Origin of the sequence: Caulobacter sp. CCNWLW153, from assembly GCF_036889365.1 — a bacterium.
GTDB lineage: Bacteria > Pseudomonadota > Alphaproteobacteria > Caulobacterales > Caulobacteraceae > Caulobacter > Caulobacter radicis.
In genome coordinates this window covers 539,368-551,255 of sequence record NZ_JBAKFV010000001.1, presented here as the reverse complement: position 1 = coordinate 551,255, position 11,888 = coordinate 539,368, and the positions used below count along the sequence as shown (strand labels likewise).

Genomic DNA, 11,888 nt, shown 5'->3' with positions numbered 1-11,888 from the left:
TCAGAGGATCTCCATCTCGAGAACGAAGCTGGTCAGGTAGCCGCCCACGCCGTTCGGCTTGCCGACCGGGTCGCCGCCGTCGACGAACATGGCCTTGCACAGCTCCTGGGTGTCGGGCTTGACGAACAGGAACCGCGCCTCGCTCTCCTTGGCGAAGGCCTTCAGCTCGGTCAGCTGCTCCATGTCCAGGCGCAACTGGGCTTCCAACCGCTCGGCCGAATCCTCCGCCAGCCGCCGGGTGAACGTGCGGCCGCTGTCTCCTTTCACGCCGCCTCGCAGCGGGGTGACGTCGGGGCTGTAGCCGTCCAGCAGGATCGGAGGCATGGACGGGGGCCAGCGGCGCAGACCCGACAGGTCGGCGTTCAGATGCGCGCCAGGATCCCAGACATAGGACGGGCGCGGCTCCCAGGCGCCGTCGAGGTAGGGCTTGGTCAGCCACGCCTCCAGCGCGCCCGCGCCGCCGGCCGTTCCCACCACCTCGAGCCTCGCCTGGCCGGCGGCCGGGGCCACCATCAGGCTGTAGGCCGCGTGCAGGCGCTCCGACGCGCCGAAGCGGCAACCGCCCGCCCCGTCCCGGCTACGCGGGATGATCGTGCGGCTGACCAGCGTGGCGCCGGAATAGATGGCTAGGGCCAGCTCGGCGACGTTCGACGATGCGCCATACATCCCGGCCACCTCGACCAAGGCGCCGGCGGCCACGGCCACCGAGCCGCTGTAGGCGCCCACCGTCTGGCCGGCGCCCGTGGCGGTGCGGCCGGCCCAGATGACGGCCCGACCGGGGGCTCCGCGCACAGACTCGTCGATCGCCACCGCGCCGTTGATCCCGGTCCAGCCGGTGGGGCCGTCCAGGCCGCTGGCGTTGGTCAGGTCGTTACCGGCCATGGTCAGCCTCTCCTCTTCGGGGGCGGTTCTTCGTTCAGGCCGCGGCGCACGTCGCCCGAGCGCGCGGCGTCGCGGACGCCGGCGCGGAAGGCCGGCCGCAGGTCGATGTGGGTGTTGCCCTTGTCGTCGCGGCGCTTGGTGGCCCGCAGGCCTTCGCCGCTGTAGTCGTTCAGGATCACGTCGCCTTCGCGCACCCTGGCGCTGGCTGGCATGGGCAAGGCGCCCATGCCGCGCGGCACGTAGCCGTCGGCATGGCGCGAGATCAGGTTGTCGTAGAGTCGCTGATCCAGGCGGTCGGTGTTGATCAGGTGCAGCAGGTCGCCGTACTTGGCCGTGGACCGGGCGTTGATTACCCCCTCGCCGTCGCTTAGCCAGGCCAGGTTCTCGTCGCCCCGAGGTCCGCCGCGACCACGCAGAACGTAGCCGTTGCGCAGGCTCATGCGGCCGTCGCGGTAACCTGGGATCCTGCCATCCGCGAACAGGTTCGGATTGGCTGCGATCGACGTGGCCACCGTCTTGTCCAGGTTCCCCTTGCCGAAGAAGCCGAGCCCGGTGTTCACCAGCGTGGACCAAAGCCCACCACCGCCGCTGCGCGTCTTGAAGATGTCGTCCAGGGCGGTCTTGATCAGGTCCTTGATCGGGTTGCCCAGAAGCTCGTCATAGGCCGCAGACAGGATGTCGTTGACCAGCTGCTTGCCGATGTCCCGACCGTCGCCGCCGAAGATCGCGTCCTTGATCGCGCCCCCGATCATTTCGGCCGACTCTTCGGCCTGGCGGCGCTGTGCCTCGGTGCTTTCCTGAAGCCGCTGGCGTCGGATCTCCAGCAGGCGGTCCTGCGTCTGGATCTCGACGGCGACCTCGTAGGCCGCCTTCATGTCGGCGCGACGCTGGGCCTCGTTGGTGTCGTCGACCTCGCCTTCGCGCCGCAGGCGGGCGATGGCGTCGTTGATCACCCGCTCCTTGTCCAGGATCACCGCCTGGCGGGCGTTCATCAACTGCTCGACGGCGCGCTGCTCGTCCACAACGCCGCGGCTGTCGGTCGGCGTGACCGTGCCGGCCATCGCCAGATCGAACCGCTGCTGCACGAAGCCGCCGGCCGACTGCAGACCGCGCTGCAGCTTCTCGCGCTTCTCGCGGGCCGCCACATAGGCCAGGTACGCGGCGGCCGCCTCGTCCGTGATCGTGGCGCCGTCTTCGCGCAGGTCGTTCAGTTCGCGCTGGGCCTTGATCTCCGACCGGGTCTGGCCGTCCATCTCCGCCTTGATGTCGGCCCACTTGTCGTCGGCCTGGGCGGCGCGGCTGGTGGCCAGTTCACGCGCCAGAACGGCGCCGGCGGCTTGCTTCAACTCTTCGCGCGAACGCGTTGAAACGCCTAGCTCTTCCGACTTCTTCTTGATCTGCGCGTCGGTGGCGTCGTTCAGGCTCTCGACGATCCGGACGTACTTGGCCAGCGCCGTCGCCTCGTCCTCGGAACGGGCGAAAAGCTCTTTGCCGTCCTTGAAGACCGAGCCGTCCTTGGCGCTGAAGGCCTGGCCGCCGTCCAGACGCAGGAAGCCGGATTTCAGCAGGTCGCCGTAGGCCGCCGAGACGCCGCCGGGTACGGCGACCTTTGGCTGCTTGGGCGGGGTTGGGGTGAAATTCCCCGTCGAACTGCCGGCGAGAGCACCGGCCGAGGCCGCGTCGCGGGCCGTGCCGAGATTGGCGCGCAGGGCGCCCAGCCCCGCCTTCTCCGCTTCGGTCGCCGACTGGCCGCGCGGACGCGGCTTGTTGGCGGCGGCGATGCGCTTGTCGATGATCGCGATATCAGCGTCGAGCTTGTCGACGACGCCCACCAGGTACTTGTCCAAGGCGCCGACGCGAGCCGTCAGGCGGTCTCGGGCGGCCTCGTCCAGCTTCCGGCCCGCGCCGTCCGTCCCACGCGCAAGTTGGGCCTGCGCATCGCCCTTCTCCGCGGCGGCGGCCTGGATACGCTCCATGAAGGCTTGCTGATTACGGGCGGCTTCCCGCTGGTTGGCCCCGCCGATGATCCCGCCGAGGGCCTTGATCTCTTTCTCAAGACCGGCCAGCTCGAAGACGAGCCCCTGCGCCGCTGACGCGTAGGCCGGGTCCTTCAGTTGGCCCTGGATCTCGGCGTACCGGGCCTGCTTGCCCTGCAACTGCTTTGCCAGCACGGCCTCTTGGGCCGCCGCCTGATCCCGCAGCGCCTTGGTCTTGGCCATGATCCCGGGGATTTCCGCCCAGGTCGCTGCGGCCATGGCGTCGGTCGACGCCTTCAGCCGGTCGGTGATGTCCACCGAAGAGCGCATGGCCTCGTAGCGGGCCCGCTCGGCCTTCTCGGCCTCGATCACCGCATAGATCAGGCCGGCGATGGCGATCGTCGCGATGCCGATCGCGCCGCCCAGCAGGTTGTAGAGACCAAGGCCGGCCCGCATCGCCGCGTTCATGGCCAGGTTCGAGCGAGTGACGTTGGCGGTGGCCAGGGCTTCGGCTTCCTTGGCCGCCGCGTGCCGGGTCGCCGCCGCCGCCGACGCGTTCGTGGCGGCCGTCGTCGCGGTCTTCGACTGAGCTTCGGCGCGCTCGGCGGCCGTCACCAGCGCCGTGGCCTCGGCCTCCCGGGCCTGCGCGGCGACCGACAGGTTGCGGGCCTGGGCGATCTCGGTCTCGGCGGCCGTGATCACCGCCGCCTTGCGCTGCTCGGCCGCCTGCACGGTGGCTGCGGCGCGGGCCTCGGCCACCTCGATTTCAGCTAGGCGCGCCAGCTGCTGGCGGCGCTGCTCGTCGGTGAACAGCATGGCCTGCTTGGCGTCGCCCTGGGCGAGCCGCGCATAATAGGTCCCGGCCGTGCCGATGCCGGCCGAGGACAGGCCCGAGGACGCGGCGGCGGCGTCACGCGACTTGGCGGCGGCGGCCGACCGGCGAGCGGCGTCTTCCTCGAGCGCGGCGCGGATCTGGGCGGCCTCGCCTCGCAGGCGCTGGGCGGCTGCGACCTCGCGGCCTGTCTGGCGCTCCACCGAAGCCAGGGCTTCCTCGGCCCGCGCGCCGGCCTGGGTGGCGGCCAGTCGCACCCGGGTGGCGTCGGCGACGGCCTTTTCGGCGGCCGACCGCACCGCAGCCGCGCGAGCGGCGGCCAGGTCGGCGGCGCTGCGCTTGTCGACGGCGTTGAAGTCCTGGGCCGTGGCGGCCGCGCGCAGGGCCTGGGCGGCCTGGACGGCGGCTGGGTTCTGCTTGGCGGCCACCTGCAGCGCCGCCTCGGCGCGGAACTTCTGCACGTCGGCCACGGCGGCCTGGGCGCCCCTGGCGGCCGCGGCGAACCATTCGGCCAGCACCGAGCCCAGTTTCAGCGCCAGGATCGCCTGGCCGCCCGCCACGATCAGGTCGAAGTGCTTGACCGCCTGGGCGCCCAGGTCCCCGATCGTGCCGATGGCGTCGCCAAGGAACGAGGCCGTCTGCTGCAACGGGTCGAAGGCGTCGGGATCCAGCAGCATCTTCTGCCGGAACTGGTCGGCTTTGTTCGTCAGGTCCCCCAGCCACTTCACCAGGCCCTGCTGGGCCCCAGTGGCGATGCTGATCTGGCCGATCGTGCGGGTGATCTCGTCCTTCAGGACGATCCAACCCTGCTGGGCGGTCTTCGGCGCGTTGATGAAGTCGCGCTCGATCGCCGGCTGCGCCTTCAGCAGGGCCGCGATGATCTTGTCGGTGGCCAGCGAGCCTTCCTCGCCCAGCTTGCGCAGCTGGCTGAAGGCGATGCCGGTCTTGCCATTGATCTCCAGGTTCTGCGCGATGTAGCGCAGCAGCTGGGGCGAGCTTTCCATGAGGCTGCGCAGTTCGTCGCCGCGCAGCACGCCAGACGCGATCGCCTGGCTAAACTGCACGGTGGCGGCCGCCTGCTCGCGCACGTCGGCGCCCTGGATGGCCAGCGCCTTGCTGGTCAGCTGGGTGATGACCAGGGCGTCTTCCTGGCTGCGGCCGTAGTCCTTCACCGCCGGGGCCAGGCGCGTATAGAGGGTGGTCAGGTCCGCGACGCTGGTCCGGGCGTCCTTGGCGGCGGCGTAGATGGCGCGCTCGTTCTGGGCGGCCTTGGCCTGCCCCTCCGAGAAGGTGACGATCCGGGCGTGCAGCGAGGCATAGCTGTCGCCGGCCCGGATGATGTCGTCGGCATAGGCCGCCAGCGCGATGCCGCCGGTGGCCGCGACACCCACGCCGGCCAGCATCGTCGTGTTGACCATCCGCTGCATCAGGCCCAGGCGCTCCTGGGCCGCAGCCACCCGCCAGATACCCTGGGCGGCCGGCGCGGCGGCGCGGCTGATGGCGCCAAGGCCCGCGCCCAGCGGGCCGATGCTGTTGGTCAGCGACGTGATCTTGGCCGACGCCGACTGCGACACCGACGAGAGCACGTCCGTGGCGATGCTCTGCTGGCGCAGGACCGCCGGCATGGCCGCCGTGCGCTGCTGAAGGCGGCGCTGGGCGTCCTCGATACGGATGATGCGCGACTCCGCCGCCTCGGCCCCGGGGGTCGAGAACGCCAGGCGCGCTTCGCGCGTCGTCATGAAGTTGTCCTGCTGCCAAGCAGCATCGAGCGCCCCGGCAAGGCGGGGGCGCGCGGTGCTGTGAAGTTGAGAGGGCTAGAGCTTCTTGCGGGCCCGCTTGGAGGTGCGGGCGTCCAGTTCATCGCCCCAGAGGGCGTCGATCTGCGCGGCGTGCCGCGCGTGCAGGCTGTTGAGGTCCAGCGCCTTCTTGGCCCGGTAAGGCGGGATCCACAGCCACATGGCCCGCCACGGATCGAACCGGTTCAGGCGTCCGAAGATCACCTTGAACCGCTTGCCCATGACGTTGGCGATCTCCAGCTGGTAGCCGGCCTTGTCCGCCTCGCTGGGCCACATGTAGCGGCGACCCGTCCGATGGATCGGCGCCGCGCCCTGGATCGGCACCGCCGTCCAGCCCTTCTTGCCCGAGATCACCGGGGCGTTGTCGAACACCCAGGCCAGGCCCACCCGCATCGTCCGACCGCGCGTGTACGTGGCCTTGTCGGCGACGTGGAACTCGCGGTCGCTCATCTTGTCGACGCGAATGGCCTTGGCCCAGCCTGGCGCGGCATAGACCCGGCCGTTGGTCGAGAACCGCTTCTTGATCAGCGCGCGCAGTTCCCGCGCCGCCCGGAAGGCCGTTCGGCGCGGAGCGGCCGTATTGGCCGCCGCCGTGTCCTCGCGCAGCCCCTTCAGGTAGGCCGCAAGGTCGTCCCCCTCCAGCCGCTGGCGGATCAAAGGGGGTTGTCCTTGCGGTGCTGCTCGAGCGTGGCCCGGTCCTTGGCGGCCTTGACCGCCCCGGCGAGCATTCCGCTCTCCCAGCTGGCCAGCGCCGCCTCTAGCCGCGCCGTGTTGGCGCTGGGAGGGGCCAGGGCCATGGCCGCCTCCCAGTTCAGTCCGACGATTTCGCCGGTCTGGCCGGCCCTCAGCCACAGACCAGGGCGTCCGCCCAGGTCCGAGGCGATCTTTCCCTCCGCCGTGAGCGGGCTCAGCTCGACGCGGGGGCAGTATCGGCCGCCCCGTCCGGGAAGGCCTCGGGAACAGGGAGTGTCGAGCTCGACGCACCCTCCGCAAGCGGCGCCGCCTCCTCCGAACTCGTGTTCAGCGAGGCGGCGGATCCGTTTCCCTCGTCGCGCTCCAGCCCCGTGGCGTTGGCCCAGTGCGCCATCCAGGCCGCCCGGATGTCCGGGTCGGCCAGCACCTGGCCGATATTCTCGGCGGTCAGGGGCTGGATCCGAAACTCGCCGTCAGCTTCCTGGACGGCGTAGTTCCAGCGCTTCCACGACAGGATCGCCGACTCCACCGCCAGGGCCAGGCGGGTCAGGCCCGGCAGATCCTCGGCCTGCAGGCCTGTCGCGTAGCCGTAGCGCGCCAGGCCCTGGCGCGAGGCGCGGATGTGGTGCAGGGCCTCGCCCGCCTTGGCCTCGGCCTTGGCGGGCGTGACGCCGTCCGACGGCGCCTCGAACTCGACGGCGAGCGGCGGATCGCCGTCCTGAAGCACCGCGATCTCGAGCCGGCCAGGCTCGCGCGCTCGATACTTGGCCGGCTGGCTGAGGAAATCGGTCATCAGCCGAACGCCGCGGTAGCCGAGCCGTTGAGCACGCGGCTGGTCATGGCCGCGTCGGCGGTCGTCTGCCAGGCGCGGAAGTCGAACGACAGCTCCAGGCCGCCAGGGCCGTCGACCGACAGCGGCTGGCGCGACAGCCGCTGATGCGGCAGGTCCCACTTGATGCCGCGCGTGGCCGAGTTCATCAGCTGCAGCGACAGGGCGCGCTCGGTCTTGGCGACGGCGTCGTCGACGAAGTTGTCGTTCTCGAAGCGCGTGCGCACCGAGCCGGTCAGGGTGCTGATGCCGTCCAGCACCACCGCATAGGGAAGGCCCGTGCCGTCGGCGCTGCGCAGGCGCTTCAGCTTGCGGGTGTACGTGAACTTGCCGCCCATCAGATCGCCGCCGGCCACGGCGTTGTAGAGGATGTTGATCAGCTTCTGCGCCGGGCGCAGCAGCGCGGGCGCGGCGGTGACGGCGCCGGTAAGCGGCTCGTTGGCGCGCGTTTCCTTCAGGCCCACGAAGGTCATCTCGAACTGGCCGAAGCCTTCGCGCTCGGTGTCCAGGTCGACCGTCACCGACTCGCCGACCAGGCCATGGTGGCGCCGCAGCAGACCCGACTTCACCTGGTGCTCCAGGAAGATGATCGGCAACGCCTGGCCCGTCTTCCAAAGGTGGGTGTAGTCCGACGCCGAGCCCGACGGGGTCTCGTCGCCGAAGAAGGCGGCGTTCCACCAGGCGAACTGGTTGATGCAGAGCGGACCCTTGACGGTGATCTTGTGGTCGTCGAGGCCCGGGGCCGGCGCCACGGGGTCGCTGCTGTTCTGCAGGCCGCCGCCCAGGATCTCGTCGTCGGTGTCGGCTTCGGTCTGGCCGCCGCTGATCGAGTAGAGCTGCAGCGACTGGCGCGCCAGGGTGGTCGGGTCGGCGAAGGTCGCCTGCTTGCCGACGGAGACGATGGTTTCAAGGCCGAGCATTGATGGCTCCAGGGATTAGGCCGCGACGGCGGCGTTGAACGGAAAAGGGGACGATCAGCGGCGGCGGCGCTGCAGCTGGTCGCTCGTGGCGAGGACGAAGAGGCCTTCGGGCGCGCCCGCCAGTTCCTCTTCGGTCAGGTCGGAAAAGCCGCCCTCCGGGCCCCAGGCGTCGTCGTGCCGGGTGCGCAGGTACGCCTTGCGCACCGGTTCGGCGGCGCGCGCGGTCTCGCCGGCGGCCTGGGCCGCCGGTTCGGGCTTCTTGGTCATGGGCTTGATCCTCGGGGTTAGCCGGCCTTGGTGGCGCCGGTGAAAAGGATGCGGATGCCCAGCATCAGCCCGCCGGCCATCCAGGCGTCGGCGCTGCCGGCTTCGGCGGGCATCTGGTTGTCGATCTCGGCGTAAGCCGCCGCGCCGCCCAGAAAGCGATCGGCCTTCAGGGCGTCAGAAAGCACGTCGCGGTAGGCCCGGGCGGCCTTGAGCCGGTCGTCGCGCTTCCCGCCCGAGAAGCACAGCACCACGTTGGGCGTGCAGGCCAGGTCAAAGGTCGTGTCGCCGTCCCCGATGACAGTTCCCAGCACATCGGGGTCGCTATCGTCCTCGAGGGCGACATAGGCGGCCAGGCCGTCGGCCGTGTCCTGCTTGCGCCGTGGCTCGACGTAGCGATCGGGGTTTCGGACGATGCCGGCGGCGTCGGTGAAAAGACCGTTCAGCAGCGCCTCGAGCGCGTCGTGGACGGCGTCGTTCTGGTTGGCCATGCCCTACCCTCGCGGCGAGACGCGGCAGCGCCACTCTAGGCCCTCGGCATCGTGCTCGATGGCGTCGGCCACCGACCACTCCGCGCCGCTCTCCAGGATGAAGGCGCCGCCGCTTTCGGGACGCTCGACCTCGCTGGCGCGAACCAGGATCATCCGGCCATGCTCCGCCAGCCGGAAACCGGCCACCTCCAGCCCGGCCCTGTCGATGTCCTGCAGCGGCTGGTGCCAGCAGAACAGGATATCGTCGATGCGGACGCCGTCCGGCCCCACGTAGGACGCCGGACGGCCATGGGCGCGATAGGTCGCGTCGAGCATCATGTCGTCGAGCCCCATCGCATCCACTCCGATTGATCGACTTAGGCGGTGACGATGCCGTGGGCGCGCAGGGCGGCCAGGATCGCATTCTGGCTGGCGATCAGCGCCGTGGCCTGGGCCTGGCTGAACCCATAGGGCGTGCTGTTGGTCGGTGCCGTGGTCGCCACGTCGGGGATCGCGGCCGACGGGGCCACACCCAGCGGCCAGAGGCGCAGCGTGACCTCGTCGTCCGTCGAGACCTTCACCTTGGTGGCCGCGCCGATCAGCTGGTTGCCCGTCGGCGTCGAGGTGGCGCAGTGGTTGGCGGCGTCCCAGAAGACGGGGTCGCCCAGGCCGATGGCCTGGTTCGACGCGTGGACGGCGGCCGGCAGCGTCCAGACCTCGTCGATGGCTCCAGCGAAGGTGTCGCCCTCGGCAGCGGTGACCAGGGCGATGACGAAGAAGCCGCCAATCCTGTAGCCCAGGCCGGAGACGACGCCGCCGGCCGGGGCGATGAGGTCGAGCACCGACCCCTTCTGCACATGGTTCTTGGCCATGGTGGTGTTCCTTGTTCGGGCCGTGCGTGGCCCTCAAAACGGCGAAGGCCGCCCCGGACGAACCGTAGGCGGCCTTCGCAGGCTAGCGGGGTTTAGGGGGGGCTTCTTAGCCCGGGGTCTTGGTGCCGAAGCGGTAGTCGATCACGCCGACCGCGAAGTCATGGATCACGCCGAAAGCCACGCCGTCGTAGTTGAACGGCTTGTCCTGGCGCACCTCCGGCGCGGTCTTGTCGCCGAGATAGCCGTAGATGAAGTTGGCTTCCCCCGTCGCCGGATCGGCGAAGTTGTACCAATCCTCGTTCTCGATGGCCGCGTCGGTGACCACGCGGCGCTTGCCGGCGAACACGTTGACGTCGCCCGTCACGGTGGCCAGCACCGAGGTGATGGCCTTTTCAGCGTCGGTCTCCAGATCGGCGCCGCAGAGGATGATCGGCAGGTCGACGTTCAGCGGCTTCTTGTCGATGTTCTTCTGCTTGCGTCCGGCCTTGCGCGACTCCGAAAGGCTGTCGCTGTCGATCCCGGCGGTCGGCAGCAGGTTGGCGTGCTCGTCATGGAACACCGGATTGCCGTCGGCCAGCCTCGGGTTCGACAGCAGCAGGTCGTAGGCCATGGCGTTCTCGACCCGGATGGCGGCGCGAGCCGCGCCGGCGGCGAAGTCGCCGAAAGCGCCCAGATCGTCGTTCACGATCATCTGCCGGGTCATGCTGACCAGGCGACCCAGGGTCTGCAGCGAGGCAGTCTCGCGGCCTTCGTTCCAGCTGCCGGCCTTGATCTCGCCGCCCTCGCCCAGCGGCAGCAGGTCGGGGAAGTCGCCGATGCGCAGGAATTTCTGCGCCTTGAAGTCGTTGAAGGCCTTCTTCAGCATCCAGGCCCGATAGGTCGGGACCATGACGTTGTAGGCGGCCAGCAGGTTCTTGTTGGCGGCCGCTTCCAGCAGCAACGGGAAGTCGCTGGTGGTGTTCATGGCCGCACGGGCCAGCTGATCGTAGATGAAGTTCGGATCGCGGCTATTGATGCCGGCGCGCAGGGCGAAGAGGTCGAGCAGGCGATAGCCCATGAACTGCCGGGCGCGCTCGCTGGGAGCCGAGCCGGCCATCCGCGAAGCGATGGCCTCGATCATCGACTCGCGCTGTTGCTCGGCGGCCTCGACGCCCGTGCGAGCCGCGCCGCCGGCCGGGATGGGGGCGACGGCGCCGCGCTGCGTGTCGGCCGCCAGCTCCAGGATCCGCTCGCTGGCGCTGGCCCGGGTCTGGCCCGGCGCGGCCAGAAGCTCGTCGATAGCAGCTTCCGCCAGACCGCTGCGGAGACCGGCGGCGCGCAGCTCCAGCACCTGAGCCGGCGTCAGCGCCGTAGTGGTCTCCAGCGCCTGACGCTGCTCGCCGCCTTCACCACCCGAGATCGGGGCGGCCGGAGCCGCCCCGCGCGCGGCGAGGGCGGCGCTCACGGCCGCGGCGACCAGATCGCGCTGCTGGCTGGCGGTCGTTTCGGCCGCACGAGCGGCCAGGGCTTCTCGCACGGCGCGCTCGACTTCGCCGTCGGTCAGCGGCTCGTGGGTGATGGCCGGGTTGGCGCGGGCGTGGGCTTCGATGGCGCCAGTCACGGCGGCCACCAAAACCGGGACGGCCGGCGTCTGGCCAGCGGGCGCCGAGCGGGTGTGCTCGGCCAGAGCCGCGGAGACCGCGACGGTCAGGTGACGACGCATGTCATCTTCCTCTTGCGATAGACCGGCGACAACGCCGGCCAGGGGGTGAGAAGGCGGCGTTGCCGCCGGTTCAGCGGCGCGAACGCCAGCTTGGGGGTCGGCCGGCACAGGCACCAGGGAGAGCTCCAGCAGCTCCCAGCGCGTGGCCCGCCATTCGTCGATCGAAGCGTCGTCGGTGCTGATCCGCGTCCACTGGTGGACGTTGTAGCCGACGCTGACGCCGGTCAGCTCGCCGCGCTCAACCATCCCGGCGTACTTGTCGCCTTCGGGCGTTTCGGCGAACCGGACGCGGCCAACGACCATGCCGTTACGGATCTCGGCGATCTCGACGGTGCCAATCGGCTGGTCGCTGCGGTGATTGAAGAGGAACCGAACCTGGTTCAGCGCAACGCGCGTAAGGTCCACGGCCTCGGTGTCGATCTGCAGCTGCTCGCTGTACCAGCTACGACGAACCACGTAGCCGGTGGCCATGGTGACTTCGCAAGTGCGGGTCGCCGGATCGTAGGACTGGCCAGTGAAAGCGGCGTAGCGCTCGCCTCGCGCCGGCGGCGGCTGACCTCGCATGACGGTCTCGCCGTCGTCTTGCTCGCGCGTCATCAGCGCCAGCGCCGCAAGCGCGGCGCCAGCCAGGATCTTGGCTTTCATGGGAAAC

11 protein-coding genes are annotated in these 11,888 nt (G+C 70.1%); all 11 read right to left on the bottom strand.

Annotated features, from left to right (window positions below; genetic code table 11):
- The 11 genes from V6S85_RS02465 to V6S85_RS02415 all read right to left on the bottom strand — a co-directional run bounded on the left by V6S85_RS02465 (position 1) and on the right by V6S85_RS02415 (position 11,881).
- A complete protein-coding gene (locus V6S85_RS02465; protein WP_334347919.1) occupies positions 1-882 on the bottom strand; it encodes a hypothetical protein in 882 nt (293 codons plus the stop codon).
- A gap of 2 nt (positions 883-884) precedes the next feature.
- Positions 885-5,429 carry a tape measure protein gene (locus V6S85_RS02460; protein ID WP_334347918.1) on the bottom strand — a complete coding sequence of 1,515 codons (4,545 nt, stop codon included), beginning with the start codon at positions 5,427-5,429 and terminating at the stop codon, positions 885-887.
- 75 nt (positions 5,430-5,504) lie between these two features.
- The gene (locus tag V6S85_RS02455; RefSeq protein ID WP_334347917.1) at positions 5,505-6,143 is read right to left on the bottom strand and encodes a hypothetical protein; all 639 of its coding nucleotides are present in this window, start codon (positions 6,141-6,143) and stop codon (positions 5,505-5,507) included.
- The gene (locus tag V6S85_RS02450) at positions 6,140-6,283 is read right to left on the bottom strand and encodes a hypothetical protein (RefSeq protein WP_334347916.1); all 144 of its coding nucleotides are present in this window, start codon (positions 6,281-6,283) and stop codon (positions 6,140-6,142) included. Before V6S85_RS02450 ends, V6S85_RS02455 begins: the two co-directional genes overlap by 4 nt.
- A gap of 110 nt (positions 6,284-6,393) precedes the next feature.
- A complete protein-coding gene (locus tag V6S85_RS02445) occupies positions 6,394-6,972 on the bottom strand; it encodes a hypothetical protein (RefSeq protein ID WP_334347915.1) in 579 nt (192 codons plus the stop codon).
- Complete coding sequence (locus tag V6S85_RS02440; protein WP_334347914.1) at positions 6,972-7,928, bottom strand: phage tail tube protein; 957 nt, start codon at positions 7,926-7,928, stop codon at positions 6,972-6,974. The genes V6S85_RS02445 and V6S85_RS02440 overlap by 1 nt, the downstream gene beginning before the upstream one ends.
- A 54-nt stretch (positions 7,929-7,982) precedes the next feature.
- Entirely contained in the window at positions 7,983-8,195 is a 213-nt protein-coding gene (locus V6S85_RS02435) for a hypothetical protein (protein WP_334347913.1), read from the bottom strand.
- Between the two features lie 17 nt (positions 8,196-8,212).
- A complete protein-coding gene (locus V6S85_RS02430) occupies positions 8,213-8,683 on the bottom strand; it encodes a hypothetical protein (protein ID WP_334347911.1) in 471 nt (156 codons plus the stop codon).
- A 3-nt stretch (positions 8,684-8,686) separates the two neighbouring features.
- Positions 8,687-9,016: a head-tail joining protein gene (locus V6S85_RS02425; RefSeq protein ID WP_334347910.1), complete on the bottom strand. Its 330-nt coding sequence runs from the start codon at positions 9,014-9,016 to the stop codon at positions 8,687-8,689.
- A 23-nt stretch (positions 9,017-9,039) separates the two neighbouring features.
- Positions 9,040-9,534, bottom strand: a complete 495-nt coding sequence (locus tag V6S85_RS02420; RefSeq protein WP_334347909.1) for a DUF2190 family protein — start codon at positions 9,532-9,534, stop codon at positions 9,040-9,042.
- A gap of 106 nt (positions 9,535-9,640) precedes the next feature.
- On the bottom strand, positions 9,641-11,881 hold the full coding sequence (locus tag V6S85_RS02415; protein WP_334347908.1) for a phage major capsid protein: 2,241 nt from the start codon (positions 11,879-11,881) through the stop codon (positions 9,641-9,643).
- Between the last annotated feature and the right edge of the window lie 7 nt (positions 11,882-11,888).

Excerpts from the sequence above, each read along its gene's own strand:
- V6S85_RS02465 (WP_334347919.1), bottom strand. The coding sequence starts at position 882 with ATGGCCGGTAACGACCTGACCAACGCCAGCGGCCTGGACGGCCCCACC.
- V6S85_RS02460 (WP_334347918.1), bottom strand. The coding sequence starts at position 5,429 with ATGACGACGCGCGAAGCGCGCCTGGCGTTCTCGACCCCCGGGGCCGAG.
- V6S85_RS02450 (WP_334347916.1), bottom strand. The coding sequence starts at position 6,283 with ATGGCCCTGGCCCCTCCCAGCGCCAACACGGCGCGGCTAGAGGCGGCG.
- V6S85_RS02445 (WP_334347915.1), bottom strand. The coding sequence starts at position 6,972 with ATGACCGATTTCCTCAGCCAGCCGGCCAAGTATCGAGCGCGCGAGCCT.
- V6S85_RS02440 (WP_334347914.1), bottom strand. The coding sequence starts at position 7,928 with ATGCTCGGCCTTGAAACCATCGTCTCCGTCGGCAAGCAGGCGACCTTC.
- V6S85_RS02435 (WP_334347913.1), bottom strand. The coding sequence starts at position 8,195 with ATGACCAAGAAGCCCGAACCGGCGGCCCAGGCCGCCGGCGAGACCGCG.
- V6S85_RS02430 (WP_334347911.1), bottom strand. The coding sequence starts at position 8,683 with ATGGCCAACCAGAACGACGCCGTCCACGACGCGCTCGAGGCGCTGCTG.
- V6S85_RS02425 (WP_334347910.1), bottom strand. The coding sequence starts at position 9,016 with ATGGGGCTCGACGACATGATGCTCGACGCGACCTATCGCGCCCATGGC.
- V6S85_RS02420 (WP_334347909.1), bottom strand. The coding sequence starts at position 9,534 with ATGGCCAAGAACCATGTGCAGAAGGGGTCGGTGCTCGACCTCATCGCC.
- V6S85_RS02415 (WP_334347908.1), bottom strand. The coding sequence starts at position 11,881 with ATGAAAGCCAAGATCCTGGCTGGCGCCGCGCTTGCGGCGCTGGCGCTG.